The organism is Guyparkeria sp., from assembly GCF_046545975.1.
GTDB lineage: Bacteria > Pseudomonadota > Gammaproteobacteria > Halothiobacillales > Halothiobacillaceae > Guyparkeria.
On the sequence record NZ_JBKGYT010000007.1, the window covers coordinates 14,059 to 36,752 of the forward strand.

Sequence of the window (22,694 nt, forward strand, 5' to 3'; positions counted from 1 at the left end):
CATCAATCGGCGCCACCCGCGCCATCTCGGAGATCCCGCACGAACCATGAGACGCCTCCACCTGTTTTTCGTCGTCCTGCTGCTGTCGGCCGTTGGCCTGTCGGTTGCCTGGTACAAGTACGACACACTGGGTTTCCCGCTCACTCCCGACCGGGAGACCGAAACCTGGACGGTGGAGGCGCAGATTCGCGTCGAGACAGGGACCGCCCCGGCATCGGTCCGCTTCGCGCTCCCTGCCGATTCCCCGCACCACACCCTGCTCGACGAAGGTTTCGTATCGCGGGGATGGGGGCTGACCACCCAGTCCCGTGACGAAGAACGCGAGGCGGTCTGGACCAAGCGCAACCCGGAGGGAAAGCAGACCCTCTACTACCAGGCAACGGTCTACCGGGACCAGGAGGAAATCCAGCCATCCCCCTATCCGGGCCCGGCCGACCCGCCGGAACTCGAAGAACCACTGAAATCCGCCGCCGAGTCCTTCATCGAAGGGATTCGCGAGGGATCGGCCGACATCGAGACCTTTGCCACCCTGCTGGTAAAGGAAGTCAACGCCAGCCGCCCGAACGAAAATATCGCGGCCTTCCTCAAGCCGGACGCCACCGAGACCGAACGCACCCGCCTGGCCATCCGCCTGCTGGCGATCGCGCGCATCCCGGCGCGCATGAGTCACGGCGTGATGCTGACCGACGAGGGGCGAAACCTGACGCCCACCACCTGGCTCGAGGTGCACAATTCGCGCCACTGGGTACCGATCGACCCGCGCTCCGGCAGCGTCGGCTATCCGCGCAACTTCCTGGTCTGGTGGCACGGGGACGTATCGCCGCTGGAAACCGCCGGCCTGCAGGATGCCAGCCTGACCTTCGCCACCTCGCGCAACCTGCGTGATGCCGTGGAAACGGCACAATTGCAGTCCTCGATCGCCGACTCGAGGCTGGTGGACTTTTCCCTGCTCGACCTCCCGATCGACACCCAGAACACCTATCGCGTGCTGCTGCTGGTCCCGCTCGGCGCCCTGATCATCGTGCTGCTGCGCAACGTGATCGGGATACGGACATTCGGCACCTTCATGCCGGTCCTGATCGCGCTGTCCTTCCGCGAGACCCAGCTGATGGCCGGGGTGACCCTGTTCACCCTGATCGTCGCCCTGGGGCTGTTGATCCGCTTCTACCTTGAGCGTCTCAAGCTGCTGCTGGTGCCCCGCCTGGCGGCGGTGGTGATCGTGGTGATCTTCCTGATGGCGGTGATCAGCGTCGTTTCCCACCGGCTCGGACTGGACACCGGCCTGTCCGTGGGGCTCTTCCCGATGGTGATCCTGGCGATGACCATCGAGCGGGTCTCGATCGTCTGGGAGGAGCACGGCCCGGCCGATGCCCTAGTCCAGGCCGTCGGCTCGATGATCGTCGCGGCGATGGCCTACCTGGTGATGGTCAACGCCTACGTGACGCACCTGTTCTTCGTCTTCCCGGAGCTCCTGCTGGTGGTGCTCGCAGTGACTCTCCTGCTCGGTCGCTACACCGGCTATCGACTCACCGAGCTGTTCCGCTTCCGCGCGTTCAGGACGCTGGCGCATGTCAACCGCCCACCTGCGGACGGTGAGCGCTGATGGCCATCAACTGGCCCATCTCGCCGCGCCGGTTGCGCGAGCTCGGCATCGTCGGCATGAACCAGCGCAACGGCCAGTACATCGCCGAGATGAACCCGCGTCGCTATTACCCGCTGGTGGACGACAAGCTGCTGAGCAAGGAACTGGCGGAAGAGGCGGGGCTCAACGTCCCGGCACTGTATGCCGTGATCCGCACCCCGCACGAGATACGCAACCTGCCGAAGATCGTGGCCGGTCACGAGGAATTCGTCATCAAGCCGGCAAACGGCGCCGGCGGCGACGGCATCCTGGTCATCGACGGCCGACAGTCGGAATCGCCCCCGGTGTTCCGCAAGAGCTCGGGCAAGCCGGCGAGTCTCGACGAGATCGGCCTGCACCTGTCGAACATCCTGGCCGGCGCCTACAGCCTGGGCGGGCGGCCCGATGCCGCCATGATCGAGTACCGCGTCCAGTTCTCGCCCCTGTTCGAGAAGATCAGCTTCCAGGGCGTGCCCGACATCCGCACCATCGTCTACCGCGGGTACCCCGTCATGGCCATGGTCCGCCTGCCGACCACCCAGTCGGACGGCAAGGCCAACCTTCACCAGGGCGCGATCGGCGCCGGGGTGGACATGGCGAAGGGATGCACGCTCGACGGCGTCTCGCACAATCGGCATGTCACCCACCATCCCGACACGCACGAACCGGTCAGCGGCGTGAACATCCCGGGCTGGCAGTCCCTGCTGGAAATGGCCGCCCGCTGCGGCGACATCACGGGGCTGGGCTACCTCGGCGTGGACGTGGTCCTCGACCGCGACCTGGGGCCGCTGATCCTCGAACTCAACGCCCGCCCGGGGCTCTCCATCCAGGTTGCAAACGGCGAGGGTTTGCGTCACCGTATCGAGCGCGTCGACAGGCACGTCGACTACCTCGATCGCACGGAGACGGCGGCCGAGCGTGCCGACTGGTCACGCGAGAACCTCGCCCCCATGAACCTCTGAACAGACGACGGAAACCGCATGTCGCAGTTGTTCGCCGTGATCGGCAACCCCATCGAGCATTCGCGCTCGCCCCTGATCCACCAGCAGTTTGCCCGGCAGATGGGCATCGACCTGGTCTACGAGAAGCTCTGGGCGCCGATCGACGGCTTCGAAGCGGCGGTGCGGGAGTTCATGGAGCGGGGCGGCGCGGGGATGAACGTCACCGTCCCCTTCAAGCTCGAGGCATTCGATCTGGCCGATGAACACAGCCCGCGGGCGAAACGTGCGCTGGCCGCCAACACGCTGGTGTTCCCGCAAGAGGCCGGCGGCCCGATCCGGGCCGACAACACGGACGGCATCGGGCTGGTGAACGACCTGGCCTTCCACGGGGTGGAAATCACCGGCCGACGCCTGCTCATCCTCGGCGCCGGCGGCGCCACCCGCGGCGTGCTCGAACCGCTGCTGGAACGCACACCCTCCGCGCTGACGATCGCCAACCGCAACCCCGAACGGGCCTACGGGCTGGTCGAGGAGTTTGCAGACGTCGCCGGTGACTGCCTGCTGTCGGGGTGCCCCCTCGCCGCCATCGAGGCCACCCCCTTCGACCTGATCATCAACGCCACCCCGGCCAGCCTGGCCCGGCAACTCCCGCCGTTGCCCGACGAGATCATCGGCCCGGAAACCACGGCCTACGACATGGCCTACAGCGCGGAGCCGACGGTGTTCATGGAATGGGCCGCATCACGCGGGGCATCCCCCCACGATGGCCTGGGCATGCTGGTGGAACAGGCAGCGGAAAGCTTCCTCCTGTGGCACGGGCGCCGCCCGGACACCGCGCCGGTCCGCCTGGCCCTGCGCGAGGCGATCGCGCGTACTGAGCAGCGTCAGGACTGACGGTCAACCGTGGCAGAGGGGCCCCCAGCGGGCCTCGCGCCTGTCCTGTCCGGCGCCCTGCCCGTCCCTGTCCCCGCGACCTTCACCAGCCGCCGGTCCACCTCGTCCAGATGCCGCCCGAATCCCGCGAGTGCGGACTCGAGCCCGCGGCATTCGCGCTCGAGGTTCTCGATCTGTGCCTGGAACCAGCGTTCGCGACGAACTTGCGCCTCGCGCAGTGACCGGTAGGCACGCCAGTGGATCAGCAGGCCGATCAGCGACAGCAGGAGGGCGGCGGCCGCCAGCCAGAGGGGAGGAATCATGCCGGGCTCTCTATGCGGTGAATCATGCGGTAAAGCATACCCAATCGCCCCTCGCCCGGCATCCCGGCCGCCTCACTTGGCTCCGCGCCGGGCAAGCACCTCGGCGTAGACCTCGTTACGGGACAGGCGGGTGGTGCGCGAGACGACCCGGGCAATGCTCTTCGGCGCCACACCCTCGGCCACCAGCGCATCGATGAGCGCATCCGCGTCGGCCGTGTCGGCATCGGCCGGGGCCGCGGGCGGGCCGACCATGACCACGAACTCGCCGCGGGCCGGGATATCGCCGGCTTCCAGGGCCGTCAGCACGGACGCCAGGCTGCCGTGCGCGAACTGCTCGAAGCGCTTGGTCAGTTCCCGCGCGACCACCGCGCGCCGGTCACCGCCCAGTTGCTCGGCACAGGCAGACAGGCTCTTGACGATCCGGTGCGGCGCCTCGTAGAAGACCAGCGTCGCCTCCAGCGTGGCCAGCGCGGCCAGCCGGTCGCGCCGGGCCTTGTCCTGCGACGGCAGGAACCCCTCGAACCAGAACGGGCGTGCCGGCAGCCCCGACGCGCTCAGGGCAGCGACCACCGCCGACGCCCCGGGGATGGGGGAAACGGGGATCCCCGCCTCGGCCAGCGCCGAAACCAGCAGCTGGCCGGGGTCGCTGATCCCCGGCGTGCCGGCATCGCTGATCAGCGCCGCCGAGCCCCCCTGCCCGAGACGCTCGACCAGGGACGCGCTCGCCGCGCGCTCGTTGTGCTCGTGGACGGCGACCAGTTCCTTTCTCACGCCCAGGTGATCGAGCAGGACACGGGCATGGCGGGTGTCCTCGCAGGCGATCAGATCCACCCCGCGCAGCACCGAGACCGCCCGCTCGCTGATGTCAGCCAGGTTGCCGATCGGCGTGGCAACCACGTACAGCGTCCCGGCGTCGACCCATCGCCCCGGCCCGACGGCCTCCTCACGGTCGAACGCACCTCGCGCTTCCCGGTCAGACATCGGTCTGCCCCCGGTCGACACCGACGCAGGCATTCGCTTCAGACACGGACCCGCCCGGAACCGGGCCGAACAGCGGGCTCGAGCACCGGCTTGGCTTTTTCAGGGTGTTCATTTGTTTATACTCATCGCTTGTTCTCGTCATCGGGATGACCGGGACGACACCAGATTCCCCAAAGGCGCCGGAGACTGCATGCCGACCACCAACCGCCAGTTCCCCCAGAAGGACACCGCGACAGACATGTGCCTGACCGCCGATCATGGCCACCCTCGGACCATCAGGACGGTCCTGGCGGCCATCGCCCTGCTGACCATGGCCGGTTGCGCCCAGGTGGCGGTTTCCCCCGAACAGACGCAGCGTTCCGAGGCTCAGGCGCGAGTGGACCAAGCGAGGGCCGATGCCGACCCCGTCGCCCTGACCAGCGCCCAGATGGAACTGTCCCGCACGCTCACGGGGCCCGAGCGCGCCGAGCAGCAGCTCACCGCGATCGAGACGGCAGTCGATGCCCTCGAACTCGAACTGGCCAGGGAACTCTACCAGCAGACCGACACCCGTGAGCAATGGCCTCGCGTCGACCGCCGGCGGGCGACTCTTGCCGAGGGCATCGGCCACTGGGCCGAGGGGGACATCGACCGGGCGATCCGCACCATCGCCGACCTGCCGCTGCCGCTCGCCGAGGAAACCGAACGCCGGCGCCTGCTCCTGCTCGGTGCACTGAACGTCGACAAGGGCAATGCCATCAAGGGGGCCCGGTTCTATTCGGCACTCGGCGAACGGCTTCCCGATGAGCCGGCGGAGCAGATCCACGCCCGGCTGTGGGACATCCTGGCCAACGTGGACACCCGCCAACTGGCAGACGCCCGCGAGCGGACCACCGACCCGGTGTTCGATGGCTGGCTCGAGCTCGCGCTCGACTACCGCCAGCGACCGGAACGACTGAGCAGCTGGGCCAGTGCGAACCCGGAACACCCGGCGACGACCGGCGGCTTCGTCGAGATTCTGGCGACCACCGGCGCGCTCGGCTCCCTCGAAGGCCTCCGCGCTCCGGATCGTGACGGCCCGATCGCGGTACTGCTGCCCGAAGACAAGCGCTACGAGGGTATCAGCGAGGAAATCCGCCGCGGCATCGAGTATGCCCGCGAGGCCACCTCGCTGGGTTCCCGGCGCGACCTGTTCTACATCGACTCGGGTACCGACGGGCTGTCGGCCCGCGTCGCCGTGGAGCAGGCGATCGACCGTGGCGCGAGCGTGATCATCGGCCCGCTGGTCAAAGAACAGGTAAGCGCCCTGAACGGCCTGCCTGCCAATGGCCCGGTGGTGATCGCGTTGAATTCCACCCCGGACGGCGCGTCTCTGCCGAGCGGCATCATCAGCTACTCGCTGTCCCCCGAGCAGGACGCGATAGCAGTCGCCAATCGCATGCTGACCGATGGTCACCAGCGGGTCGGGGTATTCGCCGCCGACACCCGGCTGGGACGACGCGCCCGGGATGCCTTCGTCGACGAGTTCACGCTACAGGGTGGCGAGATCCTCGACGAGGCCACGTTCTCCGACGGGCAGACGGATTTCTCCCGCGAACTCACCCGGCTGCTGAAGATGAGGAGCGAGGAGGATGGTCCGTTCCAGCCCGAGATCCGCGACGACATGGACGCCATATTCGTCGCGGGGGCCGGTGAAGATCTGTCCTTGGCGGCCCCTCAGCTCGACTATTTCGGTGCCGACGACCTGCCGCGCTACGGCCTGTCCTCCGTCTACTCGGGGAATCGCGACCCGCGCGGCGACAAGGACAAGAACAAGACCATCGTTCCGATCTCGCCGATGCTGCTCGCCGGCTCCGCCGGGCCGGACCACCCGATGCGGCTGGCCTACGAGCGGGCCCAGCTCGCCGGCTCCCTGCCACGGCTGTTCGCCTTCGGCGCGGATGCCGCCATGCTGGCCGCCCACCTCGACGTTCTGCTCGACGGCGGCGTGGTCTCCGGCCTGACCGGCGACCTCTCCCTGACCCCCATCGGGGTCATCGAGCGCAGCACGGTCTGGGGGCAGTTCCGCGACGGCCAGCTGCGCCCCTATGGCACGAGGACGGGCCTGCCGAGCGCCGAAAGCCCCGTCAGCCCGGCCAGCCGCCCCGCGGCCAGCCCGGATGCCACGCCCCCCGGGAGCGATGACACGTTCTTCCGGATCGTCGAGTAGGGCCATGACGCCCGGCCAGCGACTGGGCCGCGCCGTCAGGCACTGGATGGAGCGTCCGGAGATGCCATGGCGCGGGACGCGCCAGGACCGGGGACGACGGGCCGAGGAACTCGCCCGGCACCACCTGGAGCGAAACGGCCTGACCCTCCTGGAGCGCAACGCCCGCGCCGGACGAGGCGAGATCGATCTCGTCATGCGGTGCGACGACACACTGGTGTTCGTCGAGGTGCGGGCGCGGATGGCCGACTCGCTGGTTTGCGCCGCCGAGAGCATCTCGCCGCGCAAATGCGCCAAGGTGCGGGAAACCGCGCAGCGACTGGTAAGCTCACGCGGCGGCTGGCAGGACATGTACTGCCGCTTCGACGTGGTGGCCGTGACCGTTCCCCGAAACGGGGGCAGGCCGGCCATCGACTGGCTGCCGGATGCCTTCTGATCCCACGCCCCCCTGAACACGCCATCGAACGACAGCACGGATCCCTGAACGACATGAGCGAGATCCTCGACGGACTCAAACAACGCCTGGACGACGACCTGCGGGAGATGGGCCACCTGCTCGAGCAGAGCGCCCCGCAGGCGCTCGAGGCAGCCGGCGTCATCCTGACGGCCGTGCTCAACGGGCAACGGGTGCTCGCCTGCGGCGCCCGTGAACGCAACGACCTGGCGCACTATTTCGCCCGGCTGATGACCGGACAGTTCGAGCACCCGCGCCCGGGCCTCCCCGTGATCCCGCTCGCCGAGTACCCGGGCGGGAAGGAACCCTTCGTCCGGCCGATCCGGGCACTGGGGGCGCAGCATGACGTGCTGCTGGCCATCACCCGCAACGCGGTCGACGGCATCGAACCCGCGCTGCGCGCCGCCCACGAGCGCGAGATGCAGGTGGTCCTGATCTCCGCCGGCTCCGAGGAGCTGATCGCGCCACACCTACACAGCCAGGATCGGCTGATCTGCGTGCCGACCGACCGTCCGGGCATCGCCCACGAAATGCAGCTCAAGCTCGTTCACATGCTGGTCGACCTGGTCGACCGCCAGCTGCTGGGCCTGACGAACTGATCCCATGAGCACCATGGCCATCGAGACCCTCGCAAAACATCTGGCCGACCGCATCGGAGCCGATCGCCTCGTCACCGATGCCGGCTCCACCTGGGCCTACGGCATGGACAACAGCCGGGTGCACCACGCGCCCGGCCTGGTGGTATTCCCGGAGAACCACGACGAGGTCGTGGAGGTCATCCGGGCTGCCGCCGAGGCTCGCATCCCGGTGACCACCCGCGGGCGCGGCACCGGCACGGCCGGTGGCTCGGTACCCGTCGAGGGCGGGGTGGTCCTGGTGACCGACCGGATGACGCGGGTGATCGACTTCCGCCCCGAGGATCGACTGATCGTGGTGGAGACCGGCCTGATCAACGCCGATCTGCAGCGCATCGTCGGGGAAAAGGGCTTCTTCTGGCCTCCCGACCCGACGAGCAACGCGCTGTGCACGATCGGCGGCAACCTGGGCGCCAACGCCGCCGGCCCGCACGCGGTCAAGTACGGCACCACCCGGGAGAACGTGCTCGGCCTGCGAGCAGTCGACGGCCAGGGGCGGAGCATCAAGGCCGGCACGCAGACGACCAAGGGCGTGGTCGGTCACGATCTCACGCGCCTGCTGATCGGTTCGGAGGGCACGCTCGGCGTGATCACCGAGGCGACCCTGCGGCTCACGCCCCTCCCCGAAACGCGACGGCTGTTGCGGGCCTTCTACCCCGACATGCACGCCGCCTCGCGGGCCGTCTCCCGCCTGATGGGCCAGCCGGCCACCCCGGCGGCCATCGAGTTCATCGACGGCAATGCCCTCGACCTCCTGCGGCGCAATTCGGCGGTGGCGATCCCCGACGATGCCGGCGCCATGCTGATGATCGAGGTCGACGGCGACGAATCCGGCATCGACGGCCTCGTCGAGCGCATCGAGGCCGCCGCGAACGACCCCGGGAAGGGCATCGACATCGCCGTGGCCCGGACCGAGGAGGAACAGGCCCGGCTCTGGGCGGCACGCAAGGCGCTCTCGCCCACCCTGCGCCAGGTGGCACCGAAAAAGATCAACGAGGACGTGGTGGTCCCGGTCTCGCGCATCCCGCGGCTGATCACCACCCTCGACGAGATCGCCCACCGTCATGCCATCGCCATCGTGAACTTCGGTCATGCCGGCAACGGGAACATTCACGTCAACCTGCTGGTCAATCCGGACGACGCCCGCGAGATGGCAGCCGCGGAAAAGGCACTGGCCGAGGTGTTCGATGCCGTGCTGGCTCTCGACGGGACACTGTCCGGCGAGCACGGCATCGGTTACGTCAAGCGCGAGTTCATCTCCCGCGAGATCACGCCGGAGACGATGGCCCTGATGCAGGGCATCAAGCGGGTCTTCGACCCGCTGGGCATACTCAATCCGCACAAGAAGCTCCCGGACCCGGAGCCGCCCGGTTCCGACGACTGAGCCTGTGGCAGACTGTGCAAACTGACCGGACCGCAACACCCGCCCACACGGAGGGGCCTTCGACTTGGACCATAGCGTGACCTTTCTCGCCAGCGCGACCATCACCGGATTCGTGCTCGCGACCGTCCTGCTTCTCGTCGACCAGTGGATGCAGGCCGAGCGACTCTCCCTCCGCCTGCCGGGGCTGCTGATCGCGATCGCGGCGCTCGTCGGCCAGGCGGCCCTGCTCTACCGGCTGGGTTTCCAGACCGACCCGACGGCCATCAACCTCAGCGTGCTCAACTCGCTCTCCGCGGTGTTCGGCCTGGCCAGCGCCATCACGGTGATCAGTACCTTTCGCGAACGGCTGGAGGGCATCGCGATACTGCTGCTGCCGATCACGGCACTGACGGTCTTCCTCACCGTTTTCGTGCCCGAGTCCAACGTTCCGATCCAGACCGGCACGGTGGCGCTGGATGCCCACATCCTGATCTCGCTGGCCGCCTACGCCCTGCTCACGCTGGCCGCACTGCAGGGAGTGCTGCTCCTGCTGCTGCATCAGGCCTTGCACCGCCACCAGCCGGCCGGCTGGGTACGCCGACTCCCGCCGATGGAGTCGGTCGAGCAGCTGATGTTCCGCTTCATCGTCACCGGCTTTTTGCTGCTGACGCTGGCCCTGGTGACCGGCTTCCTCTTCCTCGAGAACATCTTTGCCCAGCACCTGGTGCACAAGACCATCCTGTCGGTGATCGCCTGGATCGTGTTCGCCGTGCTGCTGGTCGGCCGCCACCTTGCCGGGTGGCGGGGACGCACCGCCGTGCAGTGGACCCTGGCGGGATTCATCCTGATGGGCCTGGCGTACTTCGGCACCAAGATCGTGCTCGAGTGGATACTCGATATCGCCTGACTGTCGCCGTCGCCGGTCACAGGCTCGAAATACCGCCGGCTTGGCCTTACACTGCCAGCTGGCCCAACAACGAAATCAACCACTCTTGAACGAAATACCCTTAGGTTTTCTGTTCACGGCCTTGGCCGTGCTCATCCTCCTGTCCGCCTTCTTCTCCAGCTCGGAGACCGCGCTGATGGCGCTCAACCGCTACCGGTTGCGCCACCTGGCCAAGCAGGGCCGTCGCGGTGCCGTGCTCGCCTCGCGGCTGCTCGAACAACCCGACCGGCTGATCGGCCTGATCCTGCTGGGCAACAACTTCGTCAACATCCTCGCCTCGTCGATCGCCACCGTGATCGGCCTGCGCCTGTTCGGCGACTCGGGGATCGCGATCGCCACCGGGGCGATGACCTTCCTGCTGCTGATCTTCGGCGAGGTGGCGCCCAAGACCGCCGCGGCGGTCTTCCCCGAACGCTTCGCCTTCCCGGCCTCGTTCGTCTACACGTTCCTGATCCGTCCGCTGCGTCCGGTGATCTGGCTGATCAACTGGCTGGCCAACGGCCTGCTGTCGATCTTCGGCCTGCACCCGAGCGGCGCCGGTTCGAACGCCCTGACCCGCGCGGAACTCCACACCATCGTGCGGGAATCCGGCCAGCGACTGCCCGACCTCGACCAGTCCATGCTCCTGTCGGTACTGGAGCTCGGCCAGGCCAACGTCGAGGACATCATGATCCCGCGCGCCGAGATCGTCGGCATCGACATCACGCAGGACTGGGGCGACGTTCTCGATCAGCTGATCCACGCGCAGTACTCGCGCCTGCCGGTGTTCGAGGGTTCGGTGGAACACACCATCGGCATCATCAACGTCCGCCGTCTGATCGGCCCGCTGATCGACCAGAGCCTGACCCTTTCACGGCTCAAGCGGCGACTGGCCGAACCCTACTACGTGCCCGAAGGGACGCCGCTGACCACCCAGCTTCTCAACTTCCAGCGCCAGCAGCGGCGCTCGGCGCTGGTGGTCGACGAGTACGGCGACATCCAGGGCCTGGTCACGCTCGAGGACATCCTCGAGGAGATCGTCGGCGAGTTCACCACCTCGCCGGACTCCGACCACGAGGGCATCAGCCTGCAGGATGACGGGCGCTACATCGTCCGCGGCAACCTGCCCATCCGCGAGATCAACCGCGAGTTGAAGATCGAACTGCCCACCGAAGAGGTCAGTACGCTCAACGGCCTGGTAATCGAAAAGCTCGAGGCCCTGCCCACCGTCGGCGCGACGGTGGAACTGCCCGACGCCCACATCGAGGTGCGCACGGTGAGAAAACGCGCGGTCGACACGGCACTGATCACGACCTTCACCCGCGAGGAAAGCGAGGTCTAGCGCCACCATGGCGAAAAAGAGCCAGACGGCTTTCGTCTGCCGCGAGTGCGGTGCCGACCACCCCAAGTGGGCCGGACGCTGCAACGAATGCGGCGCGTGGAACAGTCTGGCCGAAATGCGCCTGCCGGGCGGGAAAGCACCGGCCCGCGAGGTTGCCGGCTACGCCGGCGAGGCGCCGCGCATCACCGCCATCGGCGAGGTCGAGGTCTCCGAGACCCCGCGCGAGTCCAGCGGACTGGGCGAGCTCGACCGCGTGCTCGGCGGCGGGCTGGTGCCGGGGTCGGTGGTGCTGCTCGGCGGCGATCCGGGCATCGGCAAGTCCACCCTGCTGCTGCAGACAGTGCTGGGCCTGCAGGACCGGATCGAGTGCCTGTACATCACCGGCGAGGAATCCCTGCAGCAGGTCGCCATGCGCGGTCGACGACTGGGCACGGACCTGGCCGGACGGGCCGGCGAGCTGACCCTGCTCTCCGAGACCCGCATCGAGTCGATCCTCGCCGCCTGCGCGAAGTCCCTGCCGGGGCTGATGGTGATCGACTCCATCCAGACGCTCTACACCGAAGAGCTTTCCGCCGCGCCGGGCTCGGTCTCGCAGCTGCGCGAGGCCACCGCCCAGCTGGTCCGCTTCGCCAAGCACCATGACGTGATCGTGCTGATCGTCGGCCATGTGACCAAGGAGGGGGCCCTGGCCGGCCCGCGCGTGCTCGAGCACATGGTCGACACGGTGCTCTACTTCGAGGGCGATCCCGGGGCCCGCTTTCGCGTCATCCGCGCGGTGAAGAACCGCTTCGGCGCAGCCAACGAGGTGGGCGTGTTCGGCATGACCGATCACGGCCTGAAACCCGTCTCCAATCCCTCGGCCATCTTCCTCTCCCGCCACGAGAAGCCGGTGCCCGGCAGCGTGGTGATGGTCACCCGCGAGGGCACGCGGCCGATGCTGGTCGAGGTCCAGGCGCTGGTCGCCGACCATCCCGGCGGCGGCTCGCGCCGGCTGACCGTCGGACTCGACCAGAACCGGCTGGCCATGCTGCTCGCGGTGCTGCACCGCCATGGCCAGGTCGCCCTGTTCGACCAGGACGTGTTCCTCAACGTGGTCGGCGGCGTGCGCGTCACCGAGACGGCCGCGGATCTCGCCAGCCTCATCGCCATGCTCTCGAGCTTCCGCGACCGCCCGCTGCCCCAGGGGCTGGTGATCTTCGGCGAGGTGGGACTGGCCGGCGAGATCCGCCCGGTGCCCGGTGGGCCGGAACGGCTGACCGAAGCGGCCAAGCACGGCTTTACCCGCGCGATCGTGCCACGTGGCAACAAGCCGCCCCGGCCCATCGAAGGCCTCGACGTGATTGCCGTGGCGCATCTCGACGAGGCCATCGACGCAGTCGACACGTTCTGACAGCTACCCCGTCGGCCTTTGGCCCCGCCAGCCGCCGGGCGGTATAATGTCGCAACCCATCGACGAGGCCAGCCATGGATTCCGATCGCATTCCCTCCCAGACCATCGAAGAAGGCGCCCCCTCGGCGATCACCCAGTACGAGAAGGCCTTGGGGGAGCTCGAGCAGATCGTCGCCCGTCTGGAACAGGGCGACCAGAGCCTCGAGGAATCACTCAAGGACTACGAGCGCGGTATCCGGCTCGAGCGCCAGTGCCAGAAGGCGCTCGACGAGGCCGAACAGCGCATCAATGCCCTCCACGACTCACCGGCGGAAGACGACCCATCCCCCCGGGACGACGGCAGCCTGTTCTGACCGCGTCGTGATCCCGAGCTCGAAATCTGCCGACAAGCGCCATCCGACACCAGACTTCGACGCCTGGCTGGCCTCGCTGCGCTCGCATTTCGAACCCCGCCTGGCCAGCGCGCTCGACCGCCTGCTGGTCGACACGCCGGCCGAACTGCAGGATGCCATCCGCTACGCCGCACTGGATGGCGGCAAGCGGCTGCGTCCGGCCCTGGTCTTTCTCGGCAGTCTCGAAGGCCGCCCCTGGCCGGACCTGGACGACCCCGCCCACGAGAGCCTGTGGCCGGCGGCGATCGCCGTCGAACTGATCCATGTCTACTCGCTGGTGCACGACGACATGCCCTGCATGGACGACGATGACCTGCGCCGCGGACGCCCCACCCTGCACCGGGCCTTCGACGAGGCGACCGCCGTGCTCGCCGGGGACGCCATGCAGGCGCTGGCATTCGCCACGCTGGCCGACGCCCGGACCGACGAGGCCATGCGCCTGGACTGGATCCGCCAGCTGGCGTCGGGCTCCGGTCCCGCCGGGATGGTCGGGGGACAGGCGATCGATCTCTCACTGGCGGGCAACCGGGAAGCGAGCGACATTGCCACGCTCGCCGACCTGCACGACCGCAAGACCGGTGCGCTGATCCGTGCGGCACTGGCCATGGGGGGGCGCTGGAGCGGGCTTTCCCCGCGGCAGGCCGGACAGGTCGACCTGTTCGGTCGCCTGCTCGGTCGCGCCTTCCAGATCCAGGACGACATCCTCGACGTCACCGGCTCGGCCGAAGCGCTCGGCAAGACCCCGGGCAAGGACCTGGCGGCGGACAAGTGTTCGTACGTGACGGTGGCGGGGCTGGACAGGGCACGAAGGGAACTTGACGAGACGGTCCGCCGAGCGCATGCCGCGTTGTGGGAACTGGGCACGCTGGGCACGGACAGCCATGCGCTGAGCAGCTGCCTGGACTTCGTGATCCATCGCCAGCACTGAGCCCCGATGCCCCTTTCCTCCGTTCACACCCCGCATCTCGACCTGATCGACAGCCCCGCCGACCTCAAGGGGCTGTCGCGGCCCGCCCTGCATGCCCTGGCGGAGGAACTGCGGGCCGGCCTGCTCGCCCAGGTGGATGCCACCGGCGGCCACCTCTCGGCCAACCTGGGCGTGGTCGAGCTGACCCTCGCCCTGCACCGGATCTTCGATGCCCCCGAGGACCGGCTGGTGTGGGACGTGGGCCACCAGACCTATTTGCACAAGATGTTGACCGACCGGCGCGGCGAGATCGGGCGACTCCGCCAGCGTGGCGGCCCGGCCGGCTTCACCCGGCGGGCCGAAAGCCCCTACGACCCGTTCGGCGCCGGGCACTCCAGCACCTCCATCAGCGCGGCGCTGGGGATAGCCATCGCCGCGAAGCAGCAGGAGTCGGCACGTCACGCGGTGGCGATCATCGGTGACGGCGCGATGACCGCGGGCCAGGCCTTCGAGGCACTCAATCATGCCGGCGACTGCCACGCGAATCTCCTGGTCATCCTCAACGACAACGAGATGAGCATTTCGCGGAACGTCGGCGCCCTGAACCAGCACCTGACCCGCCTGCGCAGCATGCCGCTGGTGGAGAAGCTGCGCCACTCCGGGGAGTCCGTGCTCGCGCAGGCCGGCCCGCTGGGCGACCTGCTCGGCTCGACCCGGGCCGGCCTGCGCGACGGGATGCGGCACCTGATGGGGGCGAGCAGCCTGTTCGAGGAACTGGGCTTCCGCTACTACGGCCCCATCGACGGGCACGACCTCGACGCGCTGCTCGACACCCTCGGCAACCTGCGCGACCAGCCCGGCCCGCGACTGCTGCACGTCGTCACGCAGAAGGGTCGCGGGCTGGCAGAGGCCGAGCGCGACCCGGTGCGCTATCACGGCGTCGGCCAGCACACCGTCAGTCGACTCGCCTCCAGAGAGACCGCCCCCGTCGCCAGCGCCCCGACGCGTCCGACCTGGACCGAGGCGGCCGCCGACATCCTCTGCCGTAAGGCCGAGGCCGACCCGCGGATCGTCGCCATCACGCCGGCGATGGTGGAGGGTTCCGGCCTCCAGGCATTCCAGGAGCGTTTTCCCGACCGCCTGCACGACGTCGGCATCGCCGAACAGCACGCCGTCACGCTCGCCGGCGGGCTGGCAACCGAGGGGCTCCGCCCGGTGGTCGCGATCTACTCGACCTTCCTGCAACGTGCCTGGGACCAGGTCATCCACGACATCGCCCTGCAGAACCTGCCGGTCGTGTTCCTCGTCGACCGTGCCGGGCTCGTGGGGCCGGACGGCCCGACGCATGCGGGCAGCTTCGACATGTCGCTCGGGCTGAGCATACCCAACCTGCGGCTGGCCGTGCCGGCCGACCGGCGCGACCTCGAGGCAGCGATGGAGGCGGCCCTCGCGCACGACGGACCGACCATGATCCGCTTCCCGCGCGACCGCTGCCCGCCCGACCTGGGCGACCCGGTTCCCGACAGCGACGACCCCTGGGCGCCGCGCCTGCTCCGGCAAAGCGGCCACGCCGCCGAACGCCTCCTGGTGGTCAGCGCCGGGCCGCTCGCCGAAGCCCTGCAGCCGATCTGCGAGGAGCTCGACCTGGGCCTGCTCGACCTGCGCTGGGTCAAGCCGCTGCCCTGCGAGGCCATCGCGACGCTGGCCGATCTGCACGCGGGCCTCGTCACGGTCGAGGAAGGCAGCCGTGCCGGCGGGGCGGGTGCCGAGATACTCTCGAGGCTGCTGGAGTCGGGGCGTCCGCGTCCGGCCCTGCGGCTGGGCATCGACGACCGCTTCATCGAGCACGGCAGCCGGGAGGAGTGTCTCGCCGACACCGGGCTTGATTTTCAGTCACTTGCCGATAGTATCGCCGCATTCCTCGACAGGATCAGCGACTCATGACCGACCAGTCCCCCCGCGAAAACGGGCCCACCTACAGCCTGACCACCGAAGTGGACTTTGCCGCCGCCCACCGCCTGCACGGCTACGACGGCAACTGCGCACGCCTGCACGGCCATAACTGGCGAGTGGTCGTCGAGGTGACCGGCAGCCAGCTCGACTCGGTCGGCATGGTGATGGACTTCAAGGCGATCCGCGCACGGGCCAGGGAGGTCGCAAAGCGACTCGATCATGCCTATCTCAACGAGATCCCGCCCTTCGATACGATCAACCCCACGGCGGAAAACATCGCCGCCTACTTCCACCGAGAGATCGCCGCGCTGATCGACGGCGAGACGCATCGCTGCTCGGCGGTCACCGTGTGGGAGAACGAGCGGTCGGCGGTGACCTTCCGGCCGTGATGTGCCGCCTGTGCTAGAGTCACATCCCTGCGGCCATTAGCGCGCCTTATCCAATCAACACGCACCGAATAGTCCTCATGAACAGTCACGAAATGCCCGATGTCCAATCCAGCCACGATGCGCGCGATATCGCCATCGACCAGGTGGGCATCAAGGCCATCCGCCACCCGATGACGCTCGTCGATGCGGGAGAGGAGCACGCCACCGTCGCCGAATGCCAGCTCACCGTGGGCCTGCCCGCGGACCGCAAGGGCACACACATGTCGCGCTTCGTGGCCCTGCTCAACGAAGGCCCGCTGCGCCTGTCGCTGTCGGGCATGGCCGACTGGACGCGGGCGATGGTGGAACGTCTCGAGGCGAATGCCGGCGAGGCGCACTTCACCTTCCCCTACTTCGTGCGGAAGGACGCTCCCGTCAGTGGCCAGCCGGCCGAGATGGACTACGACGTCACCCTCACGGGCCAGCTCGAGCATGGCCGGGCACGCACCCTGCTCAAGCTGGTGATCCCGGTAACCAGCCTCTGCCCCTGCTCCAAGGAGATCTCGGCCTACGGCGCGCACAACCAGCGCTCTCACATCACGGTGGAGACCGAGATCAGCGATACCGGCCTAGCCATCCGCGACCTCATTGCCGCGGTGGAGGCACAGGGCTCCTGCCCGCTGTGGGGCCTGCTCAAGCGCCCCGACGAGAAGTACATCACCGAGTACGCCTTCGACAATCCCAAGTTCGTCGAGGACATGGTCCGCGACGTCGCCAGTGCCCTCGATGACTTCCCGGGCATCAACGGCTTCGAGATCGGCGTGGAGAACTTCGAGTCGATCCACAACCACTCGGCCTGGGCCGTGATCCGCCGCCCGGCTCGCTGACGACTGCGCCCGCCGAGCGAGCACGAAAAAGGGCCCCGTCAGTCGACGGGGCCCTTTTTGCGTCAGCGTGCCCCCGAGCCAATCCACTCAATCGGCTCGGGGATTCGCCCCGACATGGAGGAATCACTCCATTTCGTTCCTGATCCGGGACAGGACCACCGAGCGGTCCTCCGGGAGGGAGCCACCGGCCACGTTGATGGTGCGGATGCGGACATCGGTGCCGCCATCGCGACGCGGCTCGAGGCGGAGCGTCAGGTGCAGGGTCATGTCGGCATCCTTGTCGATGGTCACGTCGCGCATGACGATGCCCTCGTAGAGCGCCTGCGGGTAGGGGTGGCTCACCTCGATGTCGCCCGTGTCACGATCCCGAGAGACGGGGTCGAAGCCCAGTCGATCGAGCGCCAGACCCAGCCGGTTCCAGACCTTCGGGTAGGACTGGCTCACCACGACGTGTCGATCCTCGGGCTCGTCGCCTTCCACCTTGGCCCGCGGGGTGAACTTGCCACCCACCATCTGCCGTGCCTCCTCGGCACTGCCGCCGGACAGGTAGGCCGCCAGCCTTGCCATGGCCTCGGCATTCATCGACGGGTCGTCCACCGGGTTGCTGTATTTGAAGGTATCGCTCTCGTCACCCGGCATCAGCGGCTCGTCGCCGGTCAGCTCGCGCTTCTGGCTGGTGACGAACACCAGCGTTTCCCCGGCGTCATCGCCGCGCTCGATACGCAGGCGCACCCGCTCGATGAAATCGGGCTTGAACAGGGTATCCGCCGCCACCCGCAGGAAATTCATGATGGAAAAACCGGTCTCGTCACCACTGGACAGCCCGGTCCATTCCGTCTCGATCAGGCCGGCGCCTTCTTCCTGACGACGGATGTCGTAGCCTTCCTCGCGGAGGAAGTCGCGCAGCTTCGGCCAGACGTCGTCCGGCCCGGCGGACACCACCAGGTAGCGCGATCCCGGCTCCCCGGCAACCTTGATGTCCGTATCGGTCTCCAGCACGCCGCCGGATTCGCGACGCTCCATCTGCTCGGCACGTGCCGAGGCGATCTCGGGGAGCGCGACCGACCCGCCGGAGGTCGGCCCGGAGAATTCCGGCGGCACCTCGAGGTTGGCGGCCCGGCTGGGCTGACGGTCGTCATCACCGAAGAACGGGACGCTGGAACAGCCGCTGATCAGACCAGTGGCCGCCACCGCGACCATGGTCAGCATCCGGGAGGAGTTGGGGTGTCGCATACCTGTAGTTTTCCAGTGTGTCTTGATCATGAATGGTTCACTGCCGGTCGAGGCAGCCGGCTTCGCCGAGGGCCTGCTCCAGTCCCGCGTGGCAGAAATCGGCCAGCGGGGTCAGCGGCAAGCGAAGAGTCGGCCCAATCAGGCCCATGCGATGCAGGGCCCATTTGACCGGAATGGGGTTGGTCTGACAGAAGAGTTCGCGGTGAAGGGGGGCGAGGCGCCCGTCGAGATGCTCGGCTTCCTCGCTGTTGCCCCCCAGCGCCGCCTCGGCCATACGCGACATCAGTCGCGGCGCGACATTGGCAGTCACCGAGATGCTGCCTTGGCCACCCGAAAGCATGGAGGCGGCCCCGAGGTTGTCCTCACCGCTGTAAACGGCGAATCCCTCGGGACGCCGGGCCATCACGTCGCGCATGCGCTCGATCGAGCCGGTGGCCTCCTTGATCCCGACGATGTTGCGGTGCTCGGCCAGGGCCAGCGTGGTTTCCGGCGCCATGTCCACGGCGGTGCGGCCCGGAACGTTGTACAGGATCATCGGCAGGTCGACGGCATCCGCGATCACGCGGAAGTGCTGCAGCAGCCCTTCCTGGGTGGGCTTGTTGTAGTAGGGCGTGACCGACAGGTGCGCGTCGGCCCCGGCGGCCTTCGCCCCGCGCGCCAGCGCGAGCGCCTCTCGGGTGGAATTCGCCCCGGTGCCGGCGATCACCGGCACCCGCCCGGCGGTCAAGTCCACCGTGGCCCGGATGACGGCGATATGCTCCTCGTAATCGAGGGTCGCCGATTCGCCCGTGGTTCCGACCGCGACGATGGCATGCGTACCCGACGCGACGTGCCATTCGATCAGGCGCTTGAGACCGACATAATCCACGGCGCCATCGCCATGCAAGGGGGTGACCAGCGCCACCATGCTGCCGGTAATCGTGTTCGCCGTCATGTCGCCTCGCGTGTTCTCTCGTGCTGGGAACGAGGGGCCGAGCCCCGTGTGCACCTGCCGGGACGGGCAGGACCAAACTCGCATAGTACCGGCAGATATCAACCAGTGACAAGCCGCCCCCGACTCGCATCACACGGCAGCCGATCAACCACCCGACGCGAACGTGGCCGACTGCTATATTGGTTTCCACGGGGCCGAAGAAACCGGCCCGTCGGTCATCAGAATGTCACCAGAGAGCGGTTATACCCGAAACGATGAGCAAACAGACCTCCAGCACGCCCTCCCCTTCTCCTCGACCCGGCGACCCGGCCCCGGATTTCCACGGCCGGACAGACGACGGGAAGCCCATCTCGCTCGCCGACTGCCGCGGACGTCCGCTGGTCCTCTACTTCTATCCACGCGACAACACCCCGGGGTGCACCACGGAGGCCAGGGACTTCCAGGCACGGCTCGCCGACTTCGAGGCGCAGGGTGCCCGCGTGATCGGTGTCTCCAACGATGACGAGGCCAGCCATCGACGGTTCTGCGACAAGCAGGGGCTGACCTTCCCGCTGATCGCCGATACTGACCGCGCGATCAGCCGGGCGTACGACGTTCTGCGGATGAAGAACATGTTCGGCAAGCGCTTCGAGGGCATCGAGCGCAGCACCTTCCTGATCGATGCCGAGGGCGTGGTCCGCCGGGCCTGGCGCAAGGTGAAGGTGCCGGGACACGTCAACGACGTGCTCGGGGCCCTCGAGTCACTCTGACGCACTCGACCGGGCAGACCGCCCGGCAACGACACAACAGGGAAGCCCCACAACGATGATCAGCAAGATTCGCGAGAACCGCTGCCTTTTCGTGCTCGACACCAACGTCCTCATGCACGACCCCACGGCCCTCTTCCGTTTCATGGAGCACGACATCTACCTGCCGATGATCGTTCTGGAGGAACTGGACGCCGGCAAGAAAGGCCAGTCAGAAACGGCACGCAACGTGCGCCAGGTCAGCCGCTTTCTCGACGAGATGCTCAGCGACGTCGATATCGCCTCCATCAACGATGGGCTGTTGATTCACAGTGCCATCCGCGACCCCGACGAGCACAACGCCAGACCCAGCGGCCGGCTCTTCCTCCAGACCCGCGAGGAAAACGACGACCTGCCGGTCCGACTACCCGGCAGCCGCGCGGACAACCAGATCCTCGGGATCACGCTCGCGCTCAAGGAGAGGGTCGAGGACCGTGAGGTCATCCTGGTCTCGAAGGACATCAACCTGCGCATCAAGGCCACGGCGATCGGGCTGACGGCCGAGGATTACCACAACGACCAGGTGCTGGACGACGTCTCGCTGCTGCACACCGGCCACGAGGCACTGGACGACGCCTTCTGGGAAAGCCATGCCGACTCGCTGGAATCCTGGCAGGAGGAAGGCCAGGTGTTCTACCGCGTCCACGGGGCGGACACCTCGGAATGGTATCCGAACCTCTATCTGCACCTCGACGAGCCCGCGCCGTTCACGGCGGTGGTCCGCCAGGTGGAGGACGAGGGGACGGCGGTGCTGGAAAGTGTGACCAACTACCAGCAGGAACGTCATGCGATCTGGGGCATCACGGCACGGAATCGCGAGCAGAGCTTCGCCCTGAATGCCCTGATGGATCCGGACATCGACTTCGTCAGCCTGCTCGGTCAGGCCGGCACCGGCAAGACGCTGCTCACGCTCGCCGCCGCCCTGACACAGACGCTGGAGCAGAAGGAGTTCACCGAGATCGTCATGACGCGGGTGACCATCCCGGTGGGCGAGGACATCGGCTTTCTGCCCGGCACGGAGGAGGAGAAGATGACGCCCTGGATGGGGGCACTGATGGACAACCTCGAGGTACTGGCCAAGACCGACGGCGGGGGCGGTTCCTGGGAACGCGCGGCGACCAACGACCTGCTGCAGTCGCGCATCAAGATCCGTTCGCTCAACTTCATGCGCGGGCGCACCTTCCAGAAGAAGTTCATCATCATCGACGAGGCCCAGAACCTCACGGCCAAGCAGATGCGCACGCTGATCACGCGGGCCGGGCCCGGCACCAAGATGGTTTGCCTGGGCAACGTCGCGCAGATCGACACCCCCTATCTCACGGAGACCACCTCCGGCCTGACCTACGTGGTCGACCGCTTCCGGGGCTGGCCGCACGGGGCACACGTCACTCTCACCCGCGGCGAACGTTCCCGCCTGGCCGAGTTCGCCGCCGAGGTCCTATAGGGTCCCCTGAACGGACGCCACGGCGTGCCGACAGGCTGGAATATCCGCCTAACCCCATGTTTCATGAAGGGGAATGAACAGATTAAGCCCCTTTATCAGCGGTAAATTAATAAAGTTTGTAAGCATCTTCTAATGGGCAGATAATCGATTCGCTACCAAGCACAATGATTCCACAGGGAGAGAGTCAAGAATGCGCAATATCCTCAAGGCATCGATCCTCGGCGCCGCCATCCTCGGCCTCTCGGGCTGCGGTTTCCTATCCGTCAAGGACAACCTCGACCCGAAGGCCATGGATATCTATGGCGACATGTATGACAAGTTCGTCGAGAGCGAAGGCGATCTGGGTGCGGCCACCGTCTGGCGGATGAAGGTCGACGACGGCCTCACCCCCGACGACATCAAGACCAGCATCGAGTCGGCCGCCGTCGGCACCGGGCTGATGAACGTCGGCGAGATGCCGCTGTCCAGGCAGCTCGAGCAGGAGACGGGCGAAGAGCAGCGCTACCTGATGATCTATCAGTACTGCAGCCCGCAGATCGCCCGCAAGGCCGTCAACTTCAGCCCCTACTTCTCTGCCTACCTGCCGTGTCGTATCTCGGTGGTAGAAGACGAGGACGGAGGCTACTGGCTCTACAGCCTCAACATGGACATGTTCGTTCACGGCGGCAAGGAGATGGATCCGGACTTCAAGAAGGACGCCATGCACGTGCGCGACAGCATCTGGAAGATGATGGAAGCCGGGGCCAGCGGCGGCTTCT

22 protein-coding genes are annotated in these 22,694 nt (G+C 67.4%); 18 read left to right on the top strand and 4 right to left on the bottom strand.

Annotated elements, in window-relative coordinates; genetic code table 11:
* Nucleotides 1–46: 46 nt before the first annotated feature.
* Genes ACLFMY_RS01460 through aroE form a run of 3 tightly spaced genes read left to right on the top strand, consistent with a single transcriptional unit; the run spans nt 47 to nt 3,456 of the window.
* Nucleotides 47–1,603 (top strand): inactive transglutaminase family protein, encoded by a 1,557-nt coding sequence (locus tag ACLFMY_RS01460; RefSeq protein ID WP_410762730.1) that lies wholly within the window; start codon nt 47–49, stop codon nt 1,601–1,603.
* On the top strand, nt 1,603–2,583 hold the full coding sequence (locus ACLFMY_RS01465; RefSeq protein WP_410762731.1) for an alpha-L-glutamate ligase-like protein: 981 nt from the start codon (nt 1,603–1,605) through the stop codon (nt 2,581–2,583). Before ACLFMY_RS01460 ends, ACLFMY_RS01465 begins: the two co-directional genes overlap by 1 nt.
* Nucleotides 2,584–2,601: 18 nt before the next feature.
* Nucleotides 2,602–3,456 (top strand): shikimate dehydrogenase, encoded by an 855-nt coding sequence (aroE, locus tag ACLFMY_RS01470; RefSeq protein WP_410762732.1) that lies wholly within the window; start codon nt 2,602–2,604, stop codon nt 3,454–3,456.
* On the opposite strand, the gene ACLFMY_RS01475 is transcribed toward aroE, so the two are convergent.
* Nucleotides 3,447–3,758 (bottom strand): hypothetical protein, encoded by a 312-nt coding sequence (locus ACLFMY_RS01475; RefSeq protein ID WP_410762733.1) that lies wholly within the window; start codon nt 3,756–3,758, stop codon nt 3,447–3,449. The genes aroE and ACLFMY_RS01475 overlap by 10 nt on opposite strands.
* A gap of 72 nt (nt 3,759–3,830) precedes the next feature.
* Nucleotides 3,831–4,739: a 16S rRNA (cytidine(1402)-2'-O)-methyltransferase gene (gene rsmI / locus ACLFMY_RS01480; RefSeq protein ID WP_410762734.1), complete on the bottom strand. Its 909-nt coding sequence runs from the start codon at nt 4,737–4,739 to the stop codon at nt 3,831–3,833.
* 190 nt (nt 4,740–4,929) lie between these two features.
* Here rsmI and ACLFMY_RS01485 point away from each other — a divergent pair, with 190 nt between their 5' ends.
* The 12 genes from ACLFMY_RS01485 to folE2 all read left to right on the top strand — a co-directional run bounded on the left by ACLFMY_RS01485 (nt 4,930) and on the right by folE2 (nt 17,540).
* Nucleotides 4,930–6,927 (top strand): penicillin-binding protein activator, encoded by a 1,998-nt coding sequence (locus ACLFMY_RS01485; protein ID WP_410762735.1) that lies wholly within the window; start codon nt 4,930–4,932, stop codon nt 6,925–6,927.
* A 4-nt stretch (nt 6,928–6,931) separates the two neighbouring features.
* Entirely contained in the window at nt 6,932–7,360 is a 429-nt protein-coding gene (locus tag ACLFMY_RS01490; protein WP_410762736.1) for a YraN family protein, read from the top strand.
* Nucleotides 7,361–7,413: 53 nt separating this feature from the next.
* On the top strand, nt 7,414–7,977 hold the full coding sequence (locus ACLFMY_RS01495; RefSeq protein ID WP_410762737.1) for a hypothetical protein: 564 nt from the start codon (nt 7,414–7,416) through the stop codon (nt 7,975–7,977).
* A gap of 4 nt (nt 7,978–7,981) precedes the next feature.
* Nucleotides 7,982–9,397 carry an FAD-binding oxidoreductase gene (locus ACLFMY_RS01500; RefSeq protein WP_410762738.1) on the top strand — a complete coding sequence of 472 codons (1,416 nt, stop codon included), beginning with the start codon at nt 7,982–7,984 and terminating at the stop codon, nt 9,395–9,397.
* 64 nt (nt 9,398–9,461) lie between these two features.
* On the top strand, nt 9,462–10,283 hold the full coding sequence (locus ACLFMY_RS01505; RefSeq protein ID WP_410762739.1) for an inner membrane protein YpjD: 822 nt from the start codon (nt 9,462–9,464) through the stop codon (nt 10,281–10,283).
* Nucleotides 10,284–10,368: 85 nt separating this feature from the next.
* On the top strand, nt 10,369–11,643 hold the full coding sequence (locus tag ACLFMY_RS01510) for an HlyC/CorC family transporter (protein ID WP_410762740.1): 1,275 nt from the start codon (nt 10,369–10,371) through the stop codon (nt 11,641–11,643).
* 7 nt (nt 11,644–11,650) lie between these two features.
* Nucleotides 11,651–13,033, top strand: coding sequence for a DNA repair protein RadA (gene radA / locus ACLFMY_RS01515; RefSeq protein ID WP_410762741.1), 1,383 nt, complete (start codon nt 11,651–11,653; stop codon nt 13,031–13,033).
* A 74-nt stretch (nt 13,034–13,107) separates the two neighbouring features.
* Entirely contained in the window at nt 13,108–13,386 is a 279-nt protein-coding gene (locus ACLFMY_RS01520; protein ID WP_410762742.1) for an exodeoxyribonuclease VII small subunit, read from the top strand.
* 7 nt (nt 13,387–13,393) lie between these two features.
* Nucleotides 13,394–14,353: a polyprenyl synthetase family protein gene (locus ACLFMY_RS01525; RefSeq protein ID WP_410762743.1), complete on the top strand. Its 960-nt coding sequence runs from the start codon at nt 13,394–13,396 to the stop codon at nt 14,351–14,353.
* Between the two features lie 6 nt (nt 14,354–14,359).
* Complete coding sequence (gene dxs / locus ACLFMY_RS01530) at nt 14,360–16,276, top strand: 1-deoxy-D-xylulose-5-phosphate synthase (RefSeq protein WP_410762744.1); 1,917 nt, start codon at nt 14,360–14,362, stop codon at nt 16,274–16,276.
* Nucleotides 16,273–16,674: a 6-carboxytetrahydropterin synthase QueD gene (gene queD / locus ACLFMY_RS01535; protein WP_410762745.1), complete on the top strand. Its 402-nt coding sequence runs from the start codon at nt 16,273–16,275 to the stop codon at nt 16,672–16,674. Before dxs ends, queD begins: the two co-directional genes overlap by 4 nt.
* 77 nt (nt 16,675–16,751) lie before the next feature.
* Entirely contained in the window at nt 16,752–17,540 is a 789-nt protein-coding gene (gene folE2, locus ACLFMY_RS01540; protein WP_410762746.1) for a GTP cyclohydrolase FolE2, read from the top strand.
* Nucleotides 17,541–17,663: 123 nt separating this feature from the next.
* On the opposite strand, the gene bamC is transcribed toward folE2, so the two are convergent.
* Both bamC and dapA read right to left on the bottom strand, forming a co-directional pair.
* Nucleotides 17,664–18,773 carry an outer membrane protein assembly factor BamC gene (gene bamC / locus ACLFMY_RS01545; RefSeq protein ID WP_410762747.1) on the bottom strand — a complete coding sequence of 370 codons (1,110 nt, stop codon included), beginning with the start codon at nt 18,771–18,773 and terminating at the stop codon, nt 17,664–17,666.
* Between the two features lie 37 nt (nt 18,774–18,810).
* Entirely contained in the window at nt 18,811–19,707 is an 897-nt protein-coding gene (gene dapA / locus ACLFMY_RS01550; protein ID WP_410762748.1) for a 4-hydroxy-tetrahydrodipicolinate synthase, read from the bottom strand.
* 254 nt (nt 19,708–19,961) lie between these two features.
* Between dapA and ACLFMY_RS01555 the strand changes: the two genes are divergently transcribed.
* The 3 genes from ACLFMY_RS01555 to ACLFMY_RS01565 all read left to right on the top strand — a co-directional run.
* Entirely contained in the window at nt 19,962–20,456 is a 495-nt protein-coding gene (locus tag ACLFMY_RS01555) for a peroxiredoxin (protein ID WP_410762749.1), read from the top strand.
* A 55-nt stretch (nt 20,457–20,511) separates the two neighbouring features.
* A complete protein-coding gene (locus ACLFMY_RS01560; RefSeq protein WP_410762750.1) occupies nt 20,512–21,936 on the top strand; it encodes a PhoH family protein in 1,425 nt (474 codons plus the stop codon).
* 190 nt (nt 21,937–22,126) lie between these two features.
* Nucleotides 22,127–22,694, top strand: a 568-nt coding sequence (locus tag ACLFMY_RS01565; RefSeq protein ID WP_410762751.1) for a DUF302 domain-containing protein, incomplete at its 3' end; no start/stop codon positions are given.